20 protein-coding genes are annotated in these 23,033 nt (G+C 72.6%); 10 read left to right on the top strand and 10 right to left on the bottom strand.

Annotated elements, in window-relative coordinates; all coding sequences use genetic code 11:
- Positions 1–528 precede the first annotated feature (528 nt).
- Entirely contained in the window at positions 529–2,349 is a 1,821-nt protein-coding gene (locus AC0B9F_RS14015) for a phosphoenolpyruvate carboxykinase (GTP) (RefSeq protein WP_472002229.1), read from the bottom strand.
- A 289-nt stretch (positions 2,350–2,638) separates the two neighbouring features.
- Between AC0B9F_RS14015 and trhA the strand changes: the two genes are divergently transcribed.
- The 3 genes from trhA (at position 2,639) to AC0B9F_RS14000 (ending at position 4,890) form a co-directional block, all read left to right on the top strand.
- Positions 2,639–3,388, top strand: a complete 750-nt coding sequence (gene trhA / locus AC0B9F_RS14010) for a PAQR family membrane homeostasis protein TrhA (RefSeq protein ID WP_472002227.1) — start codon at positions 2,639–2,641, stop codon at positions 3,386–3,388.
- A gap of 81 nt (positions 3,389–3,469) precedes the next feature.
- Positions 3,470–4,099, top strand: coding sequence for a TetR/AcrR family transcriptional regulator (locus AC0B9F_RS14005; protein ID WP_472002225.1), 630 nt, complete (start codon positions 3,470–3,472; stop codon positions 4,097–4,099).
- Positions 4,100–4,161: 62 nt separating this feature from the next.
- Entirely contained in the window at positions 4,162–4,890 is a 729-nt protein-coding gene (locus AC0B9F_RS14000) for a Mut7-C RNAse domain-containing protein (protein ID WP_472002223.1), read from the top strand.
- Here AC0B9F_RS14000 and AC0B9F_RS13995 read toward each other — a convergent pair.
- The 3 genes from AC0B9F_RS13995 to AC0B9F_RS13985 form a co-directional block, all read right to left on the bottom strand.
- Entirely contained in the window at positions 4,877–6,052 is a 1,176-nt protein-coding gene (locus AC0B9F_RS13995) for a glycosyltransferase (RefSeq protein WP_472002222.1), read from the bottom strand. The genes AC0B9F_RS14000 and AC0B9F_RS13995 overlap by 14 nt on opposite strands.
- A gap of 1,577 nt (positions 6,053–7,629) precedes the next feature.
- On the bottom strand, positions 7,630–9,660 hold the full coding sequence (locus AC0B9F_RS13990; RefSeq protein WP_472002220.1) for a thioredoxin domain-containing protein: 2,031 nt from the start codon (positions 9,658–9,660) through the stop codon (positions 7,630–7,632).
- Positions 9,641–10,231 (bottom strand): helix-turn-helix domain-containing protein, encoded by a 591-nt coding sequence (locus AC0B9F_RS13985; RefSeq protein ID WP_472002218.1) that lies wholly within the window; start codon positions 10,229–10,231, stop codon positions 9,641–9,643. The genes AC0B9F_RS13990 and AC0B9F_RS13985 overlap by 20 nt, the downstream gene beginning before the upstream one ends.
- 179 nt (positions 10,232–10,410) lie before the next feature.
- Between AC0B9F_RS13985 and AC0B9F_RS13980 the strand changes: the two genes are divergently transcribed.
- Positions 10,411–10,818: a hypothetical protein gene (locus tag AC0B9F_RS13980; RefSeq protein WP_472002216.1), complete on the top strand. Its 408-nt coding sequence runs from the start codon at positions 10,411–10,413 to the stop codon at positions 10,816–10,818.
- A gap of 32 nt (positions 10,819–10,850) precedes the next feature.
- Complete coding sequence (locus AC0B9F_RS13975; protein ID WP_472002214.1) at positions 10,851–14,057, top strand: tetratricopeptide repeat protein; 3,207 nt, start codon at positions 10,851–10,853, stop codon at positions 14,055–14,057.
- A 158-nt stretch (positions 14,058–14,215) separates the two neighbouring features.
- Here AC0B9F_RS13975 and AC0B9F_RS13970 read toward each other — a convergent pair whose 3' ends face one another.
- On the bottom strand, positions 14,216–14,473 hold the full coding sequence (locus tag AC0B9F_RS13970; RefSeq protein ID WP_472002212.1) for a hypothetical protein: 258 nt from the start codon (positions 14,471–14,473) through the stop codon (positions 14,216–14,218).
- Positions 14,466–15,326 (bottom strand): mycothiol conjugate amidase Mca, encoded by an 861-nt coding sequence (gene mca, locus AC0B9F_RS13965; protein ID WP_472002951.1) that lies wholly within the window; start codon positions 15,324–15,326, stop codon positions 14,466–14,468. The genes AC0B9F_RS13970 and mca overlap by 8 nt, the downstream gene beginning before the upstream one ends.
- Before the next feature lie 249 nt (positions 15,327–15,575).
- Between mca and AC0B9F_RS13960 the strand changes: the two genes are divergently transcribed.
- Positions 15,576–15,974, top strand: coding sequence for a DUF4307 domain-containing protein (locus AC0B9F_RS13960; RefSeq protein ID WP_472002210.1), 399 nt, complete (start codon positions 15,576–15,578; stop codon positions 15,972–15,974).
- A gap of 239 nt (positions 15,975–16,213) precedes the next feature.
- Complete coding sequence (greA, locus tag AC0B9F_RS13955) at positions 16,214–16,711, top strand: transcription elongation factor GreA (RefSeq protein ID WP_472002208.1); 498 nt, start codon at positions 16,214–16,216, stop codon at positions 16,709–16,711.
- Positions 16,712–16,780: 69 nt separating this feature from the next.
- Here the strand turns inward: greA and AC0B9F_RS13950 are convergent, their stop codons facing one another.
- The 3 genes from AC0B9F_RS13950 to ilvA all read right to left on the bottom strand — a co-directional run bounded on the left by AC0B9F_RS13950 (position 16,781) and on the right by ilvA (position 20,089).
- Positions 16,781–17,638, bottom strand: a complete 858-nt coding sequence (locus AC0B9F_RS13950; protein WP_472002206.1) for an ABC transporter permease — start codon at positions 17,636–17,638, stop codon at positions 16,781–16,783.
- Positions 17,635–18,612 (bottom strand): ATP-binding cassette domain-containing protein, encoded by a 978-nt coding sequence (locus AC0B9F_RS13945; protein WP_472002204.1) that lies wholly within the window; start codon positions 18,610–18,612, stop codon positions 17,635–17,637. Before AC0B9F_RS13945 ends, AC0B9F_RS13950 begins: the two co-directional genes overlap by 4 nt.
- Before the next feature lie 247 nt (positions 18,613–18,859).
- On the bottom strand, positions 18,860–20,089 hold the full coding sequence (gene ilvA / locus AC0B9F_RS13940) for a threonine ammonia-lyase (RefSeq protein WP_472002202.1): 1,230 nt from the start codon (positions 20,087–20,089) through the stop codon (positions 18,860–18,862).
- Positions 20,090–20,251: 162 nt separating this feature from the next.
- Between ilvA and AC0B9F_RS13935 the strand changes: the two genes are divergently transcribed.
- From AC0B9F_RS13935 to AC0B9F_RS13925, 3 genes are all read left to right on the top strand, one after another.
- Positions 20,252–20,758 carry a MarR family winged helix-turn-helix transcriptional regulator gene (locus AC0B9F_RS13935; RefSeq protein WP_472002201.1) on the top strand — a complete coding sequence of 169 codons (507 nt, stop codon included), beginning with the start codon at positions 20,252–20,254 and terminating at the stop codon, positions 20,756–20,758.
- A gap of 201 nt (positions 20,759–20,959) precedes the next feature.
- Complete coding sequence (locus tag AC0B9F_RS13930; protein ID WP_472002199.1) at positions 20,960–21,514, top strand: sigma factor-like helix-turn-helix DNA-binding protein; 555 nt, start codon at positions 20,960–20,962, stop codon at positions 21,512–21,514.
- A complete protein-coding gene (locus tag AC0B9F_RS13925; RefSeq protein WP_472002197.1) occupies positions 21,495–21,743 on the top strand; it encodes a hypothetical protein in 249 nt (82 codons plus the stop codon). Before AC0B9F_RS13930 ends, AC0B9F_RS13925 begins: the two co-directional genes overlap by 20 nt.
- Positions 21,744–21,844: 101 nt before the next feature.
- Here the strand turns inward: AC0B9F_RS13925 and AC0B9F_RS13920 are convergent, their stop codons facing one another.
- Positions 21,845–22,999: a cystathionine gamma-synthase gene (locus tag AC0B9F_RS13920; RefSeq protein ID WP_472002196.1), complete on the bottom strand. Its 1,155-nt coding sequence runs from the start codon at positions 22,997–22,999 to the stop codon at positions 21,845–21,847.
- Between the last annotated feature and the right edge of the window lie 34 nt (positions 23,000–23,033).

Below are 23,033 nucleotides of genomic sequence, written 5' to 3'. Positions count from 1 at the left end.
TGGCGTGTGCGGGTCCGTCGTGGCCGGTCGCGCAGTTCCCCGCGCCCCTCACCCGGCACTGCTGCCGACGGCGTCGGCCAGGCGCCGGAAATCCAGGCCCGCACCTCGCCGTACGCGCCCGTGTCGTCTCGCGGCTGCGGGTCCGTCGTGGCCGGTCGCGCCGTTCCCCGCGCCCCTCAACCGGCACTGCTGCCGACGGCGTGGGCCGGGCGCCCGGAGTTCAGGTCCGGCACCTTGCCGTACGCGCCCGTGTCGTCTCGCGGCTGCGGGTCCGTCGCGGCCGGTCGCGCCGTTCCCCGTGCCTCTTGGCGGTGTTTGCCCGACCGGCGTCGGTCTCGTCGGTCTGTCACTGATACAGCGAGGGCCTGCCGTCGTCGCCGTCGTCGGGGCGGACGGGGCGGTGACGGCAGGCCCGGGGCCTCGCACGCCGTTGTGCGCTGCCTCGCCGGTCTGCTCCGCGGCCGGCCGTGACGATGCAGCTGGTCAGGGCACTGTCGGTTCAACCGACCGCGGGGTCTTCGCAGGGCTTCAGCCCAGGCGCTCGACCAGAGCGCGGTGCTGGTCCCACAGCTCCTTCGGGGTGTGGTCGCCGAAGGTGTTCAGGTGCTCGGGGACCAGGGCGGCCTCCTCGCGCCAGACCTCCTTGTCGACGGTGAGCAGGAACTCCAGGTCCTTGTCGGCCAGGTCCAGGCCGTTCGTGTCCAGGGCGTCCTTCGTCGGCAGGATGCCGATCGGCGTCTCGACGCCCTCGGCCTTGCCCTCCAGGCGCTCCACGATCCACTTCAGGACGCGGGAGTTCTCACCGAAGCCGGGCCAGACGAACTTGCCCTCGTCGTTCTTGCGGAACCAGTTGACGTAGTAGATCTTCGGCAGCTTGGACTGGTCCTTGTCCTTGGCCACGTCGATCCAGTGGGCCATGTAGTCGCCCATGTTGTAGCCGCAGAACGGCAGCATCGCGAACGGGTCGCGGCGCAGCTCGCCGACCTTGCCCTCGGCGGCGGCGGTCTTCTCGGAGGCCACGTTGGCGCCGAGGAAGACGCCGTGGTTCCAGTCGAAGGACTCCGTCACCAGCGGTACGGCGGAGGCGCGGCGGCCGCCGAAGAGGATCGCGGAGATCGGCACACCCTTGGGGTCCTCCCACTCCGGCGCGATGATCGGGCACTGCGAGGCCGGGGTGGTGAAGCGGGCGTTGGGGTGCGCGGCGGGCTCGGCGGAGTCCGGGGTCCAGTCGCGGCCCTTCCAGTCCGTCAGATGGGCCGGGGTCTCCTCCGTCATGCCCTCCCACCACACGTCGCCGTCGTCGGTGAGGGCGACGTTGGTGAAGACCGAGTTGCCCCAGAGGGTCTTCATCGCGTTGGCGTTGGTGTGCTCACCGGTGCCGGGCGCGACGCCGAAGAAGCCGGCCTCGGGGTTGATCGCGTACAGGCGGCCGTCCTCGCCGAAGCGCATCCAGGCGATGTCGTCGCCGATGGTCTCCACGGTCCAGCCGGAGATCGTGGGCTCCAGCATGGCGAGGTTGGTCTTGCCGCAGGCGCTCGGGAAGGCGGCGGCGACGTACTTCGGCTCGCCCTGCGGCGGGGTGAGCTTGAGGATCAGCATGTGCTCGGCGAGCCAGCCCTCGTCGCGGGCCATGACGGAGGCGATGCGCAGCGCGTAGCACTTCTTGCCGAGCAGGGCGTTGCCGCCGTAGCCGGAGCCGTAGGACCAGATCTCGCGGGACTCGGGGAAGTGGGAGATGTACTTGGTGGAGTTGCAGGGCCACGGAACGTCCTCCTGGCCCTCCTCCAGCGGCGCGCCGAGCGTGTGGACGGCCTTGACGAAGAAGCCCTCGGAGCCCAGCTCCTCCAGGACCGGACGGCCCATGCGCGTCATCGTGCGCATGGACACGGCGACGTAGGCGGAGTCGGTGATCTCGACGCCGATCGCGGACAGCGGGGAGCCGAGCGGGCCCATGCAGAAGGGCACGACGTACATGGTGCGGCCGCGCATGGAGCCGCGGAACAGGCCCTTCTCGCCGCTGAAGATCTCCCGCATCTCGGCGGGGGCCTTCCAGTGGTTGGTGGGGCCGGCGTCCTCCTCCTTCTCGGAGCAGATGAAGGTGCGGTCCTCGACGCGCGCGACGTCGGTCGGGTCGGAGGCCGCGTAGTAGGAGTTGGGGCGCTTGATCGGGTCGAGTTTCCTGAACGTGCCCTTGGCGACGAGCTCCTCGCACAGGCGCTCGTACTCGGCCTCGGACCCGTCACACCAGACCACGTCGTCCGGCTGCGTCAGTTCGGCGATCTCGTTGACCCACGAGATCAGTTCCTGATGGTTGGTGGGAACGCTGGAAGCCGAGTTGTCGCGCGCCACGGTTGCTCCTAAGTGAGGGATTTCGTCCTTGTGGCCCCGTGGGGGCTGCGACCCGGACGCTTGTGTGATGCTCATCCGGTGCCGACCGCACTCATTTGATCGTATCCGACGCGAGTGCCCATATGTCCAGGGGGCCTCACAGGTGAGCGACGTGAGGAATGCCACGGTTATCCGGCGGGTTTACGTTCCCTTTGTGTGCGTCTTGACTTAACCTGAAGGTCTTTTTACGCGCCGCAAGCCAGGGCCGCGCTGACGCCTGACTTACGGCCGCGTGGGTACCATGCGGCCCATGACTCCGTCCGCCTCCGACGCGCCCACGGACGCGCAGGCCGCCGGCCGCGGTCCCGCCGAGCACTCCTCTGTGCCCTCGATGGCCCACCAGCTCGCGCACTCGCTCGCCCAGCCGCTCAAACCCAAGCTGCGCGGCTGGCTGCACCTCGGCATGTTCCCGGCCGCCCTGATCTCCGGCCTGGTCCTGACCGCCCTGGCCCACTCCACGCGCGGCCGCATCGCCTGCGGGATCTACGCCCTCACCGCCTGCCTGCTGTTCGGCGTGAGCGCGCTGTACCACCGGGGCAACTGGAGCCCGCGGATGGACGGCATCCTGCGCCGCCTCGACCACGCCAACATCTTCCTGATCATCGCGGGCACCTACACCCCGCTCACCATCCTTCTGCTGCCCGGTTCCAAGGGTCAGTGGCTGCTGTGGGGCATCTGGGCCGCGGCCGCCGCCGGCATCGTCTTCCGGGTCTTCTGGGTCGGCGCGCCGCGCTGGCTCTACACCCCCTGCTACATCGCGATGGGCTGGGCCGCCGTCTTCTTCCTGCCGGACTTCATGCGCGCGGGCGGCGTCGCGGTACTCGTCCTGGTCGTCGTCGGCGGTCTGCTCTACAGCGCCGGCGGCATCATCTACGGCATCAAGCGGCCCAACCCGTCACCGCGCTGGTTCGGCTTCCACGAGGTGTTCCACTCCTTCACCCTGGCCGCGTTCATCACCCACTACGTGGGGATCTCGCTGGTGGCGTACCAGCACGCGTGACGCCCGGACGGCGGGCCCCGACGCCGGTCCGCGGGTGCGGGGACTGCTCCCGCCCGCGGGCCGTGTCCGACAATGGCGACCATGACGGCCGCACGCATCCCCACCCCTGCCGACCGCCCGCGACCGGGCCTGCGCGAGCGCAAGAAGACCAAGACCCGCCGGGCGATCCGCACCGCCGCCTACACACTGATCCGCGAGCAGGGGTACGAGGCCACGACGGTCGAGCAGATCGCCTCGCGCGCCGAGGTCTCCCCGTCGACCGTCTTCCGCTACTTCCCGGCGAAGGAGGACATCGTCCTCACCGACGAGTACGACGCGATCCTGCTCGAGGAGCTGCGGGCCCGGCCCGCCGACGAGCCGCCGATGGAGTCCCTGCGGTCCGTGATCCACACGGCCGTCCGCGTGGGGACGGGTGAGGAACCCGAGGTCACCCGGTTGCGGACGGCACTGATGGCGGAGGTGCCGGCGGTACGCGCGCGGATGATGGAGAACGCCTCCGCCACCGGCCGGCTGCTGTGCCGGGCCCTCGCCGAGCGCACCGGGCTCGCGCCGGACGCGCTGGAGGTGCGGGTCTTCGCGAGGTCCCTGATGGGCGGCCTGATGGAGGCGTCCCTGTACTGGGCCGAGAACGGCTTCCGGGCCGACCTCACCGACCTCGTCGACCGCGCGCTGGACGTCCTGGAACACGGGCTGCCGGCCCGTACCGCCTGACCTGCGCGCCGGCCGCGGAAATCCGCGGGAGCCGCCCGCCCCCGCCGTGCCATCCTGACCAGGTGAACACAGCGGAGATCCACGTCGAGTTCGCCCCCGAGCTGCATCTGTTCGTCCCGCAGGCACGACGCCGGGGAGCCGCCGCGGCCGCCGTCGACGGCGTCTCGTCGCTCGGCCATGTCGTGGAGTCCCTCGGCGTGCCGCTCACCGAGGTAGGCGCGCTGGTCGTGAACGGCCGCGAGGTGCCCGTGTCGTACGTCCCCGCGCCGGGCGACCGGGTCACGGTAGGCGCCGTCGAACGCCCCCAGCGGGTCCCCGGCGCCCCGCTGCGTTTCCTGCTCGACGTGCACCTCGGCACCCTCGCCCGCCGGCTGCGGCTGCTCGGCGTGGACACGGCGTACGAGTCCACCGACATCGGCGACCCGGCGCTCTCCGCCCGCTCCGCCGCCGAGCAGCGGGTGATGCTCAGCCGCGACCGGGGGCTGCTGCGCCGCCGCGAGCTGTGGGCGGGCGCGTTCGTCTACAGCACGCGCCCCGACGACCAGCTCCGCGACGTACTCGACCGCTTCCGCCCCGAGCTCACGCCCTGGACCCGGTGCACCGCCTGCAACGGCCTGCTGCGCCGGGCGACCAAGGAGGAGGTCGCCGACCAGCTGGAACAGGGCACCCATCGGACGTACGACGTGTTCGCGCAGTGCCGTCAGTGCGGGCGCGCCTACTGGAAGGGCGCGCACCACGAGCAGCTGGAGGCCATCGTGGAGCGCGCCCTGGCGGAGTTCAGCCGCGGCTGACGCCCCGTCCCCCGGCACGGCGGCGGGGCAGGTACACCAGGGCCTCGGTGCCGGCGAACCGCAGGACGAACGTCGTGACCAGCGCCAGCGCGGTCGCGGTCAGCGGGCCCATGCCGAGGTGCCGCACGAACAGCGCGATGAGCGGGATGCGCAGCACCAGGTCGGCGTTGGCGAGGAGTGCGAACCGGCCGAGCCGGTCCCACCAGCGGCGGTGGGCGCGCCGCTCGCGGAACAGCAGGTGCTCGATGAGCAGGAAGTTCCAGGCCACGCCGAACTGGTTGGCGACGATCTCCGCCGGGACGTAGTGGACGCCGAGCACGGTGAGCGCCCACAGCCCGGCCAGGTTGGGCACGAAACCGCTCGCCCCGATCAGCCCGAAGCCGATCATGCGGGCCAGCGGCGCGTCGGTGCGCAGCCCGGCGAGGTGGCGCAGGAAGCGCAGGCCCTCGCGGGCGGTCGACTTGGACTCCCCGGCGAAGCGCTCCTCGAAGACGAACGGCACCTCGGCGACCCGCGCGGGACGGCTGCGTACGGCGAGTTCGAGGAGGATCTTGTAGCCGAGCGGCTTCAGGACGTCCGCGGTGACGGCGCTGCGGCGGATGGCGAAGAAGCCGCTCATGGGGTCGCTGATGCCGCGCAGCCGGCGCGGGAAGAGACCCTTGGTGAGCCAGGTCGCGCCGCGCGAGACGGCCACGCGGTAGCCGCCGGCCAGTCCGGCGCGGCTGCCCCCGGCGGTGTAGCGGGAGGCGACGACGAGGGCGGCGCCGGTGCGCTCGCCGGTGGCGACCAGCTCGGGCACCAGGTGCGGCGGGTGCTGGCAGTCGCCGTCCATGACGACGATCCAGTCCGCGCCGGCCGCCTTGATCCCCTCCACGACCGCTCCGCCGAGTCCGCCGGCCGGTTCGTCACGGTGCAGCACGGTCACCGGGAACGGGCAGTCGCGGGCCGCGTCGGCGATCACCTGCGGGGTGTCGTCGGTGGAGTCGTCCACGAAGACGACCTCGCAGGGCAGCCGCGCGGGCACGGACTCGGTGACGCGGTGCAGCAGCTGCCGGATGTTCGCCGACTCGTTGAAGGTCGGTACGACGATGGTGACGGCGCCGGGCTCGGACAGCTCGGCCGTGCCGGGATCCAGGGCCGGAGCGGTGTACTCGTGGGTCATCGGACGCCTCCCGGTCGTCGTGAGGAGGAGCGAGCCGTGGCCGCGCGAACGGCAACTCGCCCTTGGGCAGGGCGATCTCCCGAATCCCCGAACCCCCGGAACGCGACGGTGGTCACTCCCGCCCCGCCCAGCCGCCGAAGCTAACGACGCCCCCTGACGCCCGAGCGCCCTCCCGATGGGCCCCAGATGAACACCCCCCGACGACGGAGCGACACCGGCCGCCGCGCAGGCACCGCGACTGCGGCCCGACGCCGCGAAGGGGTGTGGTGGGTACGGCCTGGCTGCGGCGGGGCTGTGCCGTGGCCCGGCACAGCCCCGCGAAGGGGTGCGAGGCCCGAGCCAGCGCCGCGCAGGGACGGAGTCGGCTCGGGACCAGCACCGCGCAGGGACAGGGTCGGCTCGCCGCCAGCGCCGCGCAGGGACAGGGTCGGCTCGGGGCCGGTGCCGCGCAGGGACAGGGTCGGCTCGGGGCCAGCGCCGCGCAGGGACAGGGTCGGCTCGCCGCCAGCGCCGCGCAGGGAGGGGGTCGGCTCGGGACCGGTGCCGCGCAGGGGCGGTCGTTTGGCCCCAGCGCGTGAGCGGTCTCGGTCACCCGGCCCGACGCCGCGAAGGGGTGCGGTTGGCATGGGCCAGCGCTGCGAAGGGGTGCGGTTGTCCCGACCCAGCACGCGGAGCGGGTGAGGTTGGCGCGGTCCAGCACGGAGAGCCGGTGAGGCCAGCCCGGTCCGGCGCGGCGAACCGGGGAGGCCAGCCCGGTCCAGCACAGCGAACCGGGGAGGCCAGCCCAATCCGGCACAGCGAACCGGGGAGGCCAGCCCAATCCGGCACAGCGAACCGGGGAGGCCAGCCCAATCCGGCACAGCGAACCGGGGAGGTCGGCCCGGTCCGGCGCGGCGAGCCGGTGCGGCCACCGCTCCTCGCCGCCGTAGACAGCCCCGTCGGCGCGACGCCGCGAGCGGGTGCGGCCGTCACCGCTCACCGCCGTATGTGGGCCCGGCCGTCCCAGCGCCGCGTGCCGAGCGGCCAGCGGGTCCGGCGCCGGACCTGGGACGGCCCGGCCGCAGCGCCATGACCGGACTGGACATCATCCCGGCCCCGCGCACGTGCGGGCGTCAGAGCGGTTCCGGCCGCGCCGGCCCGACTCGTGACCGGGTGCGGCCACCGCCGCTTGCCGCCGTAGGCACAACGTCCCGACGCCGCGAACGAGCGGCGAGCGGGCCCGGCGCCGGACGCGGGTGCGGCCACCACGGTCGCGGCGCCGTGATCGGTCCGGTCGTCCCGACTCGCCGCATGCGGGCGCGCCATTCCCGACGCCGCGCTCCGAGCGGGCCCGGCGCCATCAGCGGTCCGGTCATCCCGCCCCCGCGACCGAACGGGACCGGTTATCCCGCCCCCGCGACCGAACGGGACCGGTCGTCACGAACCGGCGCCCGAACGGGGGCGGTTGTCCCGCCCAGTGCGCCGAGGGGGCGCGCCCGGCCGTCCCCGCTCGGTGCCGTCGGCACGCGTGGGCGTCCCGGTTCGGCCGCGCGGTGCCGGCCCCCACCAGTCCGGGGCGGTCGCCGGAGCCGTTTCGTTCAGCCGCGCAATGCCGTCCTGAGGTGGGCCGGGTCGGTTGTCGGGGCGTCGCAGGTGAAGTTGCGGCAGATGTAGGCCGTGGGGGTGCCGTCCCTGAGGGGGCGGTCGGCCAGGAGGGGGAACTCGTCGCTGCCGGGGGTGCCGTAGGCGACGACGGCGCCGGGGGCCGTGCCAAGCAGGGCCGTGCGGTGCAGGGTGCGGGCGGCCGCGTCGTCGGTCGAGGCGCCGACGACCGCCACCTCGCGCGGGCCGTCGAGGCGGGCCTCGGCGACGGCGAGGCCCCAGCCGATGAAGCGGGGCACGCGCGGGCCGAGCGCCTTCACCACGCCGAGGGCCTTCTCGGCGGCGGTGCGGTGCGGCTCGGAGCCGGTGTGGGCGGCGTAGCTCAGCAGCGCGCCGGTGGCGGCGGTCCAGCCGGAGGGCGTCGCGTTGTCCGTCGGGTCCTGCGGCCGGCGGATCAGCTGCTCGGCGTCGGCCGCGGTGTCGTACAGGGAACCGGTCTGCGGGTCGACGAAGCGGGCCAGCACGTGGTCGAGGAGGATGCCGGCGAAGTCGAGCCACACGCCTTCGCCGGTGACGGACGCGAGCGCGAGGAAGCCCTCGGCGACGTCGGCGTAGTCCTCCAGTACGCCGGTGTGGGCGCCGGCGCGTCCGTCCTTGCTGGTGCGGGCGAGCCGGGCGTGGTCGTCCAGGTGCAGCCGGACCAGCAGGTCGGCGGCGCCGAGCGCGGCGTCGACGAGGTCGGGGCGGTCGAAGTAGGCGCCGGTCTCGGCGAGCGCGGCGATCGCGAGGCCGTTCCAGGCGGCGACGACCTTGTCGTCCCGGCCGGGGGCGGGGCGCCGGGCGCGCGCGTCGAACAGCCGCCGCTTGACGCCGTCGATCCGGTCGGCGTCGAACACGCCTTCCGTCTGCGGGAGTTGCAGGACGGAGGAGCCCTCCTCGAAGGTGCCTTCCTCGGTGACGCCGAAGTACTGGGCGGCGAGTTCGGCGTCGTCCTCGCCGAGCACCTCGCGAAGCTGCTGCGGCGTCCACACGTAGTACGCGCCCTCGATGTGCCTGCCGGTTCCGTCGTCGCTGTCGGCGTCGAGCGCGGAGGCGAACCCGCCCTCGGCGGTGCGCAGTTCGCGGACCATGAAGTCGGCGGTCTCCAGGGCGACCCGGCGGGCGAGTTCGGACCCCGTGGCGCGCCACAGATGCGCGTACACCCGGCACAGCAGGGCGTTGTCGTACAGCATCTTCTCGAAGTGGGGCACCGCCCAGTCGCGGTCCACGGAGTAGCGCGCGAAGCCGCCGCCGAGCTGGTCGTAGATCCCCCCGCGCCCCATCCGCTCACAGGTGTCCTGCGCCATCTGCAGGGCGCCCTCGGAGCCGGTACGCGCGTGGTGGCGCAGCAGGAACTCGATCACCATGGACGGCGGGAACTTCGGCGCGCCGCCGAACCCGCCGCGCTGCGGGTCGTACTCCCGGGTGAGCCCGAGCAGCGCCTGCCCCAGTTCCTGCTCGCCGGGCGCGGCGACGGCGTCGTAGGCGATCTCCCGCGCGGACAGGTCCCGCACGATCTTCCCGGCGACCTCGGCGACCTCGTCGTGCCGGTCGGTCCACGCCTGGTGCACGCCCTCGAGCACCTGCAGGAAGGAGGGCATGCCGTGCCGGGGGGCGGGCGGGAAGTAGGTGCCGAAGTAGAACGGTTCGGCGTCGGGGGTGAGGAACACGGTCATCGGCCAGCCGCCCTGCCCGGTGGCCGCCTGCACCGCCTCCATGTAGACGGCGTCCACGTCGGGGCGTTCCTCGCGGTCGACCTTGACGCTGACGAAGTGGGCGTTGAGGTAGTCGGCGGTGGCCTGGTCCGCGAACGACTCGTGCGCCATGACGTGACACCAGTGGCAGCTGCTGTACCCGACGCTCAGCAGCACGGGGACGCCCCGTTTGCGCGCCTCCTCGAAGGCCTCGGCGGACCAGGGCCACCAGTCGACCGGATTGTCGGCGTGCTGGAGGAGATACGGGGACGTCTCATGCGCCAGTCGGTTCACCCTTCCACTCTCCCACGGGGTCCGCCACGGCGTAGAAACGCAGGGCCACCGGGCGGGCCCCGTCCGGCGCCTCGTCGCGCTCATGGCCGTACCGCTCGAGGAGCGCGTGGTACTCGCCCAGGAAGGCGAGCAGTTCGTCCCTGGTCATCCAGGTGCCGTGGCGCTGCACCTGGGCCCAGCCCTCGGGGCCCCGGTACTCCTGGTGGGCCCGGCGGTACAGCCGGGTGTCCACGTCGATCTTGAGCTCGGCGAGGTGCACGGCGGCCGCGTACTCCTCGGGGGGCATGGCCGCCGGGTCGGGGGTGGTGTGGCTGAAGGGCAGGGCGCGCCACCAGCGTTCCCGGCCGCCGGACTTCTCGGGGATCTCCTCGATGAGCCGCTGCTCGGCGAGTTTGCGCAGGTGGTAGCTGGTGGTGCCGGAGGACTCGCCCAGTTCCCTGGCCAGCACGGTGGAGTTGGCCTCGCCGTGCCGGCCGAGGTAGTCGAGGATCCGGCGGCGCAGCGGGTTGCCGAGGGACTTGTACAGGGCGGTGCGTTCGACGCTGGTCAGCTCGGGCGTGCCGTCGGTCATGCCGTCACGGTAACCCTGACCGACCCTGAGCCACCCTGATACATCCCTGATCTCTGCCGAATTTCCTTTGCAGAATTTTCTCTGCGATCTACTGTGGAGGCATGCGGTGGCGCTCGGTGTGGCATCCGAGGGGGATGCGGGGCCGGTGCATGTCACCGGGGGCGCAGGGGAACAAAGGGGTGGCAGACGTGCGGAAGAAGTGGACGCTGATCGTGCTCGGCACGGCCGCGGTGATGCTCGTGCCGTGGATGGCGGTGCTCGCCCTGACCCTGCCCGCCCGCGCCGAGGTCCGGAACTGGTCGCTGGCCTGGATCGGCCTCGACGTGCTGATGGCGGCCGGCTGCGCCGCCACCGCGCTGCTCGGCCTGCGCGGCGACGCGCGGATGCGGCTGACCGCCTCGGCGACCGCGTCCGTGGCCGTGCTCGACGCCTGGTTCGACATAACGACGGCACAGCCCGGCAGCGCCCTCGCCCAGGCCCTGGCCTGCGCGGTGGCCGAGGCGGGACTCGCCTGCGCCTGCACCCTCCTCGCGGTGACGGAACGTCACCCCTCTCGCTTCGGAGCGCGTCCCGAAGGACACTCATAGAAAAGGGAGTTGCCGTCGGAGGGGGACGAGGCATGCGGGACGCTCATCGGGCGGAGGCCGAACGGCTGCTGGCCCGGGCCGTGGAGGAGGAGGTGCGTCGGTCCGGCGGACGGAGTGACGCACAGGTACTGCTGGGACGGGCGCGCGCCGCGCTGGACGCCATGGCGCAGACGGCCGGCGAGGAGTACGCGGCCTACACCCGGGCGCTCGACGAGTCCGAGGCCGGGCGGCTGCGCTTCAAGCAGCGCTACGCCCAGCAGGGCGGCACAACTCCCCTGCTGGTCGCGGCCGTCGCCGCCGTCGCCGCGGCCGTGGCCGACCTGGCTCTGGGCACCGGCGCCGGCACCGCCGTCGGCGCCGGCGTCACGGCGGGGGTGGCCGGAGCCGCGGCGACCGTGGTCAAGGCGGCCGGTACGCACCTGCCCGCCGCCCACCACCGCGCCGGCGCCGTGAGCCAGCCCGGCGGCCCCGAGCAGCTGCGGCTGCAGTGGCTGACGGCGCTGGAAGTGCGCGGCATCCGTCCGTTCCTTGATCAGCAGCGGGTGCTGGCCGCCTCCACCGGCCCGGTCGGCAAACCGGCGGGACCGCAGCTGCGCGGCGCCGACAAGAGCGCGGCGGCCCGCGGGCGTACGGCGCTGGAGCAGTCCTTCGGCCACCTCCCGGACGCGGACGGCCCGTTCGCCGGGCGCCGGGCGGAGCTGGCGCGGATCCGGCAGTGGGTGCAGGCGGCCCGCGCCGACACCCGGACCAAGCCGACCGTCGTCGTCCTGCACGGCGTGCCGGGCAGCGGCCGCACCACCCTCGCCGTGCGCGCCGCCCACGACCTGCGCGACCAGTTCCGCGGGGCCTGCGTCGTCGACCTGCGCGGGGACGGCGCGGCAGAGGCGCCGCTGCCCACCCGGGACGCGCTGCTGCACCTGCTCAACCGGCTCGGCGCGCCCCGCGAGCAACTGCTCTTCCGCGAGCGCTCCTCCCCCGACCAGCAGATCAAGCGGCTCGGCGAGCTCTACCACCGGCATCTGACCGGAGTGCCGGTCACCGTGATCCTGGACGACGCCGGCGACCCCGAACAGGTGCGCGCCCTCATCCCGGAGCACTCCGACAGCCTCGTCCTGGTCACCGCACGCGAACCCCTTCAGCTGCCCGCCGGCCTCGACGCCCGGGTGCACCACCTGCCCGTCGAGGCGCTGGACGCGGCAGCCGCGGAGGAGCTGCTCGGCGCCACCGCCGAGGACAGCTCCGGGCCCTACGACGCCGAGTCCACCGACCGGATCCGGCAGCTGTGCGGCGCGCTGCCGCTGGCGCTGCGCGTGGCCGGCTCGGCCCTCGGCCCGCGCTCACCGCGGCAGCTCGCCGGCGACCTCGGCGCGTACGGCCCGGTCGAACCCGTCGAGCGGGCCCTGTGGCTGCGCTACACCGACCAGGACGAGCAGCCGCGGCGGCTGCTGCGGCGCCTGGCGCTGGCCGGCCGGGCCTCCCTCGGCGCGGCCGCGGCCGCCGCCCTGCTGTCCACCGACCGCGCGGAGGCCACCCGCCATCTGACCACACTCGCCCGCGCCGGCCTGATCGACCATGTGCGCGGCAACCGCTACCGGCTGCACGACCTGGTGCGCTCCTTCGCGCAGGCCCGCCTCCTGGACGAGGAGGACCCCGCCGAGCGCACGGCCGCACAGGAGCGGCTGATCCTCAGCTACGCCGACCTCGCCGACTCGGTGCTGCGGCTGGTCGACGGCAACGTCTCCACCCGCTCGGACCGCTTCAGCCCGCACGGCTTCACCTCGCTGGACGAGGCGCTGCGCTGGCTGGACGACGAGTCCAGCTTCATCACCGCCACGCTCCGGCACGCCGAGGGCGTCGACCAGCGGGCGGTGCTGAACCTGCTGGGCGCGCTGTGCGACTACTGCCTGCTGCGCGGCGACCTGTACCGGCTGGGCGAGATCAGCGAACTGGCGCAGAGCGTCGACCAGGGTCTGCTGATCCGCTCCGTGCAGTGGCGCACCGGCATCGCGGCCCGCCAGCTCGGCGAGCTGGACAAGGCGCGCACCACGCTGACGTCCGTGGTCGACCTGTATCTGGAGGCGCACCACGACGCGGGAGCCGCGCGCGCCCTGTGCTCGCTCGGCATCACCCTGCACCACCAGGGCAACCTCACCGAGGCCGCCGCCAAGCTGCGCGAGGCGCTCGACCTGCAGGCGGCGCCGGAGCTGGCCACGGACCGGGCCTGGACGATGCACGCCCTCGCCGCCGTCGAGCGCGACCGCGGCCGGCTCGCCGAGGCGCTGCCCCTGCTGGAGGACTCCCTGGTGCTGCACCGCGAGGGCAGCTCCGTGCACGGGGAGGCGTGGGCGCATTTCCAGCTCGGCCAGCTGCGGCTGCGCATGGGCGAGGTACCGCGCGCGGAGGGCGACCTGCGCCGGGCACTGGAGCTGTACGGCCGCACCCGCGACGCGCGCGGCGAGGCGTGGGCGATGACCCAGCTGGCCCGGGCCCGGCTCGTCGACGGGGACGCCGCCGAGGCGGTGGACGCGCTGCGCCGTGCGGCCTCACGCCACCGGGAGAACGAGGACGCGCGCGGCGAGGCGTGGACGCTGTACTACCTGGGCCAGGCACTGGAGGAGACCGGTGACCTGGACCCCGCGGTGCGCGAGCTGGAGCGGGCCCGGACGATGTTCTCCCGGATGCGGGACGTGTACGGCCTGGCGTGCGCCCGGCACCACTCGGCGCGGGTCACGCGCGACCAGCGGGCGGCGCAGACCGGCAGCCTGCGCAACTCCGGGTTCGCCCGGCAGCTGCTGGTGGACGCCCGCGCCGACTTCCAGCGCATCGGCGTCGCGCACGGCGAGGCCTGGACGTGCCTGGAGCTGGCGGTGGTGGACGCGGGCAACGCACGCACCCCGCAGGCGCTGGCGCTGTGCGACGAGGCCGCCGCCCTGTTCGCCTCCTACGGCGACCGGCGCGGCGAGGACTGGGCCCGCTTCCTGCGCTGCACCCTGCTGCCGTACGCGGCGCCCGGCGGCGTGGAGGTCGGCACGGCGGTCGCGCAGGAGGAAGCGTCCCAGCTCGCCCGCGCCTCCCATCCCGCCCGGGACGGGAAACTGGACGACTGCCTGGAGGCCTACCAGCTGCTGCTGGAACGCGGCATCACCCTGGAGGCGGGCTGGCAGGCCTGGCGCCTGGGCATGACTCCGGACCGCCACGCCCGGGAGGTGATGGGGGTGCGGGTGGCGACCAGGAGCTGAGCGGAGATGCCGGGTGCGGCCCCGACGGGTTCGGCCGCATCGGGGCCGCCGCGCCCGCGCCGTACTCGGGACCGGCCGGCCCGGCGACTCGGCCGTACCGACCCCGGCGACTCGGCCGACCCCGGCGACTCGGCCGTACCGGCCCCGGCAGGGCCGGCTCAGCCCTGCTGCGGCTCGGTCTTCCCGGCAGGCTCGCCCTTCGTCCCCGAGGGCGCGGCGTCCGGGGACTCCTGGAAGTCGACCTTGCGCATGTGCTTGCTCATGGACTTCATCAGGCCCCACACCGCCAGCGCCATCGCCGCGAAGACGATGAAGCCGAGGATGCCGGGAGTCACCTTGTCCTTGTCGAAGCTGTCGGCGGCGACGGGCAGAAGGTGCGTCACGGCCAGGCTCATGCTTGCGCTCATGTCAGGCATTGTCGCGGATGCCCGCAAAGAGGTCGTCCTCGGGGAGGGAGGTATCGACGAGCGACTTCGCCAGCTCGTACTCCTCCGTCGGCCAGACCTCCTTCTGCAGGTCCAGCGGCACCCGGAACCACCCGCCGTCCGGATCGATCTGCGTACGGTGCGCGATCAGCGCCTTGTCGCGGATCTCGAAGAACTCGGCGCACGGAACGTGCGTGGTCAGCGTGCGCTCGGGCCGGTCGGAGTCGTCCCACCGCTTCAGCCACTCGCCGTAGGGGGACTCCAGCCCCCGGTCGAGCAGCGCCTTGTGCAGCGCCTCGGTCCGCTGACGGTTGAAGCCCTGGTTGTAGTACAGCTTCAGCGGCTGGTAGGCCGGGCCGTACACGTCCTCCGGGTACTTCTCCGTGTCCGCCGCACCCTCGAACGCCACCATCGAGATCTTGTGGGTCATGATGTGGTCGGGGTGCGGGTAGCCGCCGTTCTCGTCGTAGGTGGTGATCACCTGCGGACGGAAGGAGCGGATCTGCTTCACCAGTTCCCCGGCCGCGTGGTCGACGTCCTCCAGCGCGAAGCAGCCCTCCGGCAGCGGAGGCAGCGGGTCGCCCTCCGGCAGACCGGAGTCGACGAAGCCCAGCCACTCCTGCTCGACCCCGAGGATCTCGCGGGCCTCGTCCATCTCCTTGCGGCGGACCTCGTGGATGTTCTCTTCAATGTACGCATCGCCCTGGAGCTTGGGGTTGAGGATGGAGCCGCGCTCCCCGCCCGTGCAGGTCACCACCAGCACGTCCACCCCCTCCGACACGTACTTGGCCATGGTGGCCGCGCCCTTGCTCGACTCGTCGTCGGGATGGGCGTGCACGGCCATCAGTCGCAGCTGGTCAGTCAAGACTCAATCCTCGGGTCGGTTGGCGCCCCGGCGGGTCCGCGGGCGCGATGAAGCTGGAGTCGCCCCGCTGGGACGCCGTTGCGGGGCGGTGGTCGGGTGCCGGGCGGGCGGCTTCTATAGTGACCGAATCGGGCGGCGAATAATTCCGGCTCCCCCCAGGGCGTTCGTTTCCGGGCCTTCGTCCGTCCCGCCCGCCCGTCCCGCCGAGGGCCTGCCGAGAGGACGATCATGAGTACGGCGAGCACACAGCTGCCGCAGGAGCGCTACGGCCGCTCCTCGGACGTGCGCACCGACCGCACCCTGAAGATCGTCGGAGCGGTCCTGGGCGCCGTGCTGCTCGCGGTGATCGGCTGGTTCGGCTACCACTACGTGGCCGGCAGCGGCATCAGCGCCCAGGTGATCACCTTCGACGCCTCCGCCGACGCGGTCAAGGTGCATCTGGAGGTCCACAAGGACGCCGGCACCGACGGCTACTGCACCCTGCGCTCGCAGGCGGCGGACGGCACCGAGGTCGGCCGCGCCGACTTCCGCTTCACCGGTCCGGACACCCGCATCGACCGGGTCGTCACGCTGCGTACGACCGCGCGCGGATCGACGGCCGAACTGCTCGGCTGCCACAAAAGCTGACACTGCCGACACAGCTGACACGGTTGGTGCATAAGCGGCCGATGACACCTCTGATGCGCTGACAGGTCACGCCGTCACCCGGAATGCGTACGGCCTGACCTGCGTTGACGTAAATTAGAGGGCTTATGTCCTCCCCCTGCGCCCGCTGAATTGTTAGGCTCGTGGTTTCGCCCATCCATGAGGGAACATTCTTCTGGGTAGGGCGATGCTTTGTATCCCAGTACCTACGAGGAGCACCTGTGACCCAGACCAGCGAGAACGTCACCTGGCTGACCCAGGAGGCGTACAACAAGCTCACGGCTGAGCTTGAGTACCTTACTGGTCCCGCACGTGCGGAGATCTCTGCGAAGATCGCTGCCGCGCGCGAGGAGGGCGACCTGCGGGAGAACGGCGGGTACCACGCGGCCAAGGAAGAGCAGGGCAAGCAGGAGCTCCGCGTGCGGCAGCTGACCCAGCTCCTCGAGAACGCCAAGGTCGGCGAGGCGCCGGCCTCCGACGGCGTGGTCGCGCCGGGCATGGTCGTGACGATCGCCTTCGACGGCGACGAGGACGACACCCTGACCTTCCTGCTCGCCTCCCGCGAGTACGCCAGCTCCGACATCGAGACCTACTCGCCGCAGTCGCCGCTCGGCTCGGGCGTGATCGGCCACAAGGTCGGCGACGACGCGCAGTACGAGCTGCCCAACGGCAAGAAGGCCTCGGTCCGCATCCTGAAGGCCGAGCCCTACGAGGGCTGACCGCCCCGACCAGCCGCACAGCGAGCCCCCGGCGTCCTGAAGACGCCGGGGGCTTCGCCGTACGGAGGGTCAGGAGGCGGCCGAGCGGTACTTGCGCACCGCGAGGGTGCGGAAGACGACGATGATCAGTACCGAGTAGATCAGCGACGCCCACACCGGATGCTGCATGGGCCAGGCGTCGGAGTGCGACTGGCCGGGATTGGCGAACAGCACACGGCAGGCCTGCACCGTGGCGCTGAAGGGGTTCCACTCGGCTATGTGCCGCAGCCACGGCGTCATATGGCTGGTGTCGACGAACGCGTTCGAGATGAACGTCACCGGGAAGAGCCAGATCAGTCCGCCGGAGGTGGCCGCCTCGGGGGTGCGCACGGACAGGCCGATCAGCGCGCCGATCCAGGTGAAGGCGTACCCGAGCAGGAGCAGCAGCAGGAACGCGGCGAGCACCTTGGCGGCGTTGGTGCCACCGTCCGACCCGACACGCCAGCCGACCAGCAGCGCCACCACGGCGAGCACGACCAGGGTGAGGGCCGTCTGCACGAGGTCGGCGAGCGTGCGGCCGGTGAGCACCGCACCGCGCGCCATGGGCAGGGAACGGAAGCGGTCGATGAGGCCCTTGTGCATGTCGTCGGCGATACCGGCGCCGGAGCTGGCGGTGGCGAAGGTGACGGTCTGCGCGAAGATGCCGGCCATCAGGAAGTTCTTGTAGTCGGTGGCGCTGGTGCTGCCGCCGATCTGCATGGAACCACCGAAGACGTAGGTGAACAGCACCACGAACATGATGGGCTGGATCAGGCCGTAGATCACCATTTCGGGGATCCGGGACATCCGGATCAGGTTCCTCTTGGCGATGACCAGCGAGTCGTGGACGGACTGGCTGACCGGATTGCCCGGCGGGGTCGCCCGGGCGGTGTCGGTGACGGCACTCACTTCACGGCCTCCTTGTCCGTCTCCTGGTCCTTCTTCTCGGCGACGTGGCCCGTCAGGGACAGGAAGACGTCGTCGAGCGTGGGCCGGCGCAGCCCGATGTCGTCGATCTCGATGCCGTGGGCGTCGAGCTCGCGGATCACCTCGGCGAGCAGCTTGGCGCCGCCGGTGACGGGGACGGTCAGCTTGCGGGTGTGCTCCTCGACCGTGGTGTCGCCCTTGCCGAAGCCGCGCAGCACCTCGGTGGCCACGGAGATGTGCTCCCGCTCGTGCACCACGACCTCCACGCGCTCTCCGCCGGTGCGCGCCTTGAGCTGGTCGGAGGTGCCGCGGGCGATGACCCGGCCGTGGTCGACGACGGCGATGTCGTGCGCGAGGTGGTCGGCCTCCTCCAGGTACTGCGTGGTCAGCAGCAGCGTCGTACCGCCGGAGACGAGCTGTTTGATGACCTCCCACAGCAGCTGGCGGTTGCGCGGGTCGAGTCCGGTGGTCGGCTCGTCCATGAACATCACCGGCGGGGAGACGACGAGCGCGGCGGCCAGGTCGAGGCGGCGGCGCATACCGCCGGAGTACGTCTTGGTGGGGCGGTCGGCGGCGTCCGCCAGGTCGAACCGCTCCAGCAGCTCGGCGGCCCGGGCCTTCGCCGCCCTGGCCTTCAGCTGGTAGAGCCGGCCGACCATCTGCAGGTTCTCACGGCCGGTCAGATACTCGTCGACCGCGGCGAACTGGCCGGACAGGCCTATGGAGCGCCGCACTTCGTCGGGGTGCTTGAGCACGTCGAAGCCGGCGACGACGGCCCGGCCGCGGTCGGGGCGGAGCAGGGTGGTCAGGCAGCGGACGGCGGTGGTCTTGCCCGCGCCGTTCGGCCCGAGCAGGCCGAGGACGGTGCCCTCGGGGACGTCGAGGTCGACGCCGTCCAGAGCCTTTACGTCGCCGAAGGTCTTGACCAGCCCTTCGGCGTAGATGGCGCCTGGCATATGGGTCTCCACGTCATCGGGGATTCTTTGGAAAGCCTAGATTCGGGTGGTTTGTTCCGCCCGGCAGGCCGCTGGAGGTAAGGCCGGCGGCAGCCTGCGAACAACGTCACCATAACGCGATGTATCGCGTCTCTCAATGGATTTCCCCGAACGAGTGACGCAGCGCGTTCGGGGAGGGGGCCTGGGCCTCCGGGGTGTCCGGTCCGGGGTGTCAGGGGTGTCCGGGGCGTCCGGGGCGTCCGGGGCGTCAGCCGATGACCGTGTAGCCCGCCCCGCTCAGGGCCCGGCCGACCTCGGCGCAGTGGGCGGGGCCCTTCGTCTCCAGGTGCAGCTCGACCTCCGCCTCCGTCAGCCCGAGCCGGGGATCGGTGCGTACATGGCTCACGTCGAGGACGTTGGCGTCGACCGCCGACAACACCCCGAGCAGTGCCGCGAGGGCGCCCGGCCGGTCCGTCAGACGGACGCGAACGGCCAGGTAGCGGCCCTGCGCGGACAGGCCGTGGCGCAGAATGCGCTGCATCAGCAGCGGGTCGACGTTGCCGCCGGACAGCACCGCCACCACCGGGCCCTCGAAGGCGCCCGGCTCGCTCAGCAGCGCCGCGACCGGGCTGGCGCCGGCCGGCTCCACCACCAGCTTGGCCCGCTCCAGGCACAGCAGCAGGGCCGTGGACAGCTCGTCCTCGCTGACCGTGCGGACCTCGTCGACCAGCTCCTCGACGATCCCGAACGGCAGGTCGCCGGGGCGCCCGACCCGGATGCCGTCGGCCATCGTCGCCGGGTGCTCGACCGCCACCGGCCGGCCGGCCGCCAGCGACGGCACATACGCGGCGGCGCCCTCCGCCTGCACGCCGACGACCCGCACGTCCGGCCGCAGCGCCTTCACCGCGACGGCGATCCCGGCCGCCAGCCCGCCGCCGCCGACCCCGACGACGATCGTGCGGACCTCCGGGCACTGCTCCAGGATCTCCAGGCCGACCGTGCCCTGACCGGCGATGATGTCGGGGTGGTCGAAGGGGTGGATGAACACCGCGCCGGTCTTCGCCGCGTACTCCTGCGCGGCGGCCAGCGTCTCGTCGACCACCTGGCCGTGCAGGCGCACCTCGGCGCCGTAGTGCTCAGTGGCGCTGATCTTGGGCAGCGGGGCGCCCTTCGGCATGAACACGGTCGAGCGCACCCCCAGCAGCGACGACGCGAGCGCCACGCCCTGCGCGTGGTTGCCCGCGCTCGCGGCGACCACGCCGGCGGCCCGCTCCTCCGGCAGCAGCCCGGCGATCCGCACATAGGCTCCGCGCAGCTTGAACGAACCGGTCCGCTGGAGGTTCTCGCACTTGAAGTGGACCGGCGCTCCGACCAGCTGCGACAGGTGGCGGTTGCCCTCCACCGCGGTCACCCGCGCGACCCCGGTGAGCATCTTCCGGGCCCCGCGTACGTCGTCCAGGGTGACCGGCAAAAGGGTGGTGGCCGTGCGGTGGTTCATCCCTCAAGTCTCGCAGTTCGCGGGGGCGGGGCGCGGCCGTGACCAACCACCGAGACCCGGATCGCGCAGCGTCGGTACGCCCCGGGGCCGGGCCGCGTACCCTGTCCCCCAACCCAGCAGCCTTCATGAAGCGAGCCCCCGGCCATGCCCACAACACCAGAAATGTCGATGGACATGACGACCGTCGGTGACACCGGTCTTCTCGACACCCTCCAGCACGAGGTGGCGGTGTTCGCCCGCCGCGCGGAACAGACCCGGCTCGGCGGGGTCGGGCAGGTGCGCAACTCCATGGACCGCGCCGCGTATCTGCTGCTCAACCGGCTCGACAAGGAAGGCCCGATGGGCGTCAAGGCGCTCGCGGCGAGCATGGGGATCGACTCCTCCACGGTCACCCGTCAGGTCGCTCCGCTCGTCGACACCGGGCTGGTCAAGCGGACCTCGCACCCGGAGGACGGCCGGGCGGTCGTCCTCCAGCTCTCCCCGCGCGGGCAGACGCGGCTGGAGGAGGTGCGCTCCTCCCGGCGTCAGCTGATGGCCGAGCTGACCGAGGACTGGGCGCCGGAGGAGCGGGAGGCGTTCTGCGCACTCCTGACGCGCTTCAACGGCGCCCTCTCCGCGCGCACCGCGGCCCAGGGCATGCCCCAGGCCGAGAGCACGCCGGCGTCCTGACGGCGGGGACCACTCCTGCGTCGGCCGGGCCTCACGGCGTCCTGACGGCCGGGCTTCACAAGGACGCGCGCGTGCGCCGTGACGAACACGTGCGTGGCTCTTGACCGAAAGGGCGCGCCTGGCCTCATATGAGACCGGGTCCCCGCGCCGGTACGGCCCCGGGGCCCGGTTTCTCTTCGGACGCCCTCAGGGGGAGGCGCGGTGCGGGAACGGCATGCGTCGCAGGGTGCCCGGCGGGCCCAGGAGTTCGAGGCGTTCGTGGCGGGGGCGGCCGGGCGGCTGCTGCACGCCGCCACCCTGCTGACCGCCGAATCGCCCGACGACAACCCGCGCGCCCGGCGCCTGCTCACCCTGGCGCTCGCGCACACGTACGCGTGCTGGGACCGGCTGCGCGGCGAGGACCCCTACGACCTCGCCCGCCGGCACCTGGCCATGCGTTTCGCCCACGGCGCCTGGCACCAGTACGGGGGCCTCCTCGACCGTACCGCGCACCGCCCCGGCGCCGCACTGGGCCGTCTCTCCCCGCAGGAGCGGCTGGTCCTGGTGCTGCGGCTGTCCGAAGGCGTCGGCGAGGAGCAGATCGCGGCGCTGCTCGGCTTCCCCGTGGACCGGGTGCGCGCCCTGTGCCACCGCGCCCTGACGACCCTGCTGCACCCGCCGCAGAGTCCGGCCCCGGCGTCCGCCGGGGCGACCGCGGGAGGTGGCCCCTCCACCGGGGCGACCGCGGGAGGTGGTCGTGAACCGGCCGGAGCGTGAGGCGCAGGCCCGGCGGATCATGGAGCAGACGTCGGTGGGGGTGCCGCCGGAGCTGTACGGCGAGGCGGTGCGCCGGGGCACCCGCAAGCTGCACCGGCGTACGGCAGCCCGCCGGACGATGTGGCTGCTGCTGGCCCTGGCCGCCGTGGCCTTCGCCGTCTGGGCGGTGACGGCGCAGCCGTGGGCCGAGCCGCCGTCCGACACGACCCCGCCCGTGACCGGCTGGTGAATGACCCGGCGGACGCGCCGGGCGCCCAGCCTCCCGACGGACCGGGCGGCCGCCCCGACGGACCGGCCGCCCGCCCACAGCTTCCCGGCGATCCAGGCGGTCTAGCCGAGTGCCTGCTGCAGGTCCTCCAGCAGGTCGTCGACGTTCTCGATGCCGACGGACAGGCGCACCAGGTCGCCCGGCACCTCCAGGGCGGAGCCGGCCGCGGAGGCGTGCGTCATCCGGCCCGGGTGCTCGATGAGCGACTCGACGCCACCGAGGGACTCGCCGAGCGTGAACACCTTCGCGCGGTCGCAGACCGCGACGGCCGCCTCCTCGCCGCCCTCGACGCGGAAGGAGATCATGCCGCCGAACGCCTTCATCTGCTTGGCGGCGACCTCGTGCCCGGGGTGGTCCTCCAGACCCGGGTAGAGGACCTTCGTCACGCGCGCGTGCCGGGTGAGCATCTCGGCGACCTTGCACGCGTTGGAGCTGTGCCGGTCCATGCGCACGGCCAGGGTCTTGGTGCCGCGCAGCACCAGCCAGGAGTCGAACGGCCCGGCGACCGCGCCCATCGCGTTCTGGTGGTAGGCCAGTTCCTCGCCGAGCCCCTGGTCGCTCACGATGAGCGCGCCGCCGACGACGTCCGAGTGCCCGCCCATGTACTTGGTGAGCGAGTGGACGACGACGTCCGCGCCGAGCGACAGCGGCTGCTGCAGGTAGGGGGTGGCGAAGGTGTTGTCGACGACGAGCTTCGCGCCCGCGTCCCGGGCGACCTGGGCGACGGCGGCGATGTCGGTGATGCCGAGCAGCGGGTTGGACGGCGTCTCCACCCACACGACCTTGGTCTTCGGGGTGATCGCGGCCCGCACCGCGGCCGGGTCGCTGGTGTCGGCGACCGACCACTCGACGCCCCAGCGGGAGACGACCTTGGCGAAGAGGCGGAAGGTGCCGCCGTAGGCGTCGTTGGGGATGACGACGTGGTCGCCGGGGCTGAGCAGCGTACGCAGCAGGCAGTCCTCGGCCGCCAGTCCGGACGCGAACGCGAGGCCGCGGCGGCCGCCCTCCAGGGCGGCGAGGTTCTCCTCGAGGGCGGTACGGGTCGGGTTGGCGCTGCGGCTGTACTCGTAGCCGCCGCGCAGCCCGCCCACGCCGTCCTGCTTGTAGGTCGAGACCTGGTAGATCGGCGGGACGACCGCGCCGGTGAGGGGATCCGCGGTGTTGCCCGCGTGGATCGCGAGGGTCTCGAAGTGCTGACTGATGTGCCTGTCGCTCATGGGCACCGAGCGTAGTGCGCGCGCCGGCCCAATG

It is taken from the genome of Streptomyces sp. NPDC097129 (assembly GCF_055668065.1).
Note: the sequence above shows the minus strand (reverse complement) of the source record. Positions and strands in the feature narration are given on the sequence as shown.

What these genes read in the sequence shown, in the direction of transcription:
- trhA (WP_472002227.1), top strand. Translation starts at nt 2,639, where the DNA reads ATGACTCCGTCCGCCTCCGACGCGCCCACGGACGCGCAGGCCGCCGGC.
- AC0B9F_RS14005 (WP_472002225.1), top strand. Translation starts at nt 3,470, where the DNA reads ATGACGGCCGCACGCATCCCCACCCCTGCCGACCGCCCGCGACCGGGC.
- AC0B9F_RS13995 (WP_472002222.1), bottom strand. Translation starts at nt 6,052, where the DNA reads ATGACCCACGAGTACACCGCTCCGGCCCTGGATCCCGGCACGGCCGAG.
- AC0B9F_RS13985 (WP_472002218.1), bottom strand. Translation starts at nt 10,231, where the DNA reads ATGACCGACGGCACGCCCGAGCTGACCAGCGTCGAACGCACCGCCCTG.
- AC0B9F_RS13975 (WP_472002214.1), top strand. Translation starts at nt 10,851, where the DNA reads ATGCGGGACGCTCATCGGGCGGAGGCCGAACGGCTGCTGGCCCGGGCC.
- AC0B9F_RS13970 (WP_472002212.1), bottom strand. Translation starts at nt 14,473, where the DNA reads ATGCCTGACATGAGCGCAAGCATGAGCCTGGCCGTGACGCACCTTCTG.
- mca (WP_472002951.1), bottom strand. Translation starts at nt 15,326, where the DNA reads ATGGCCGTGCACGCCCATCCCGACGACGAGTCGAGCAAGGGCGCGGCC.
- AC0B9F_RS13960 (WP_472002210.1), top strand. Translation starts at nt 15,576, where the DNA reads ATGAGTACGGCGAGCACACAGCTGCCGCAGGAGCGCTACGGCCGCTCC.
- AC0B9F_RS13945 (WP_472002204.1), bottom strand. Translation starts at nt 18,612, where the DNA reads ATGCCAGGCGCCATCTACGCCGAAGGGCTGGTCAAGACCTTCGGCGAC.
- ilvA (WP_472002202.1), bottom strand. Translation starts at nt 20,089, where the DNA reads ATGAACCACCGCACGGCCACCACCCTTTTGCCGGTCACCCTGGACGAC.
- AC0B9F_RS13935 (WP_472002201.1), top strand. Translation starts at nt 20,252, where the DNA reads ATGTCGATGGACATGACGACCGTCGGTGACACCGGTCTTCTCGACACC.
- AC0B9F_RS13920 (WP_472002196.1), bottom strand. Translation starts at nt 22,999, where the DNA reads ATGAGCGACAGGCACATCAGTCAGCACTTCGAGACCCTCGCGATCCAC.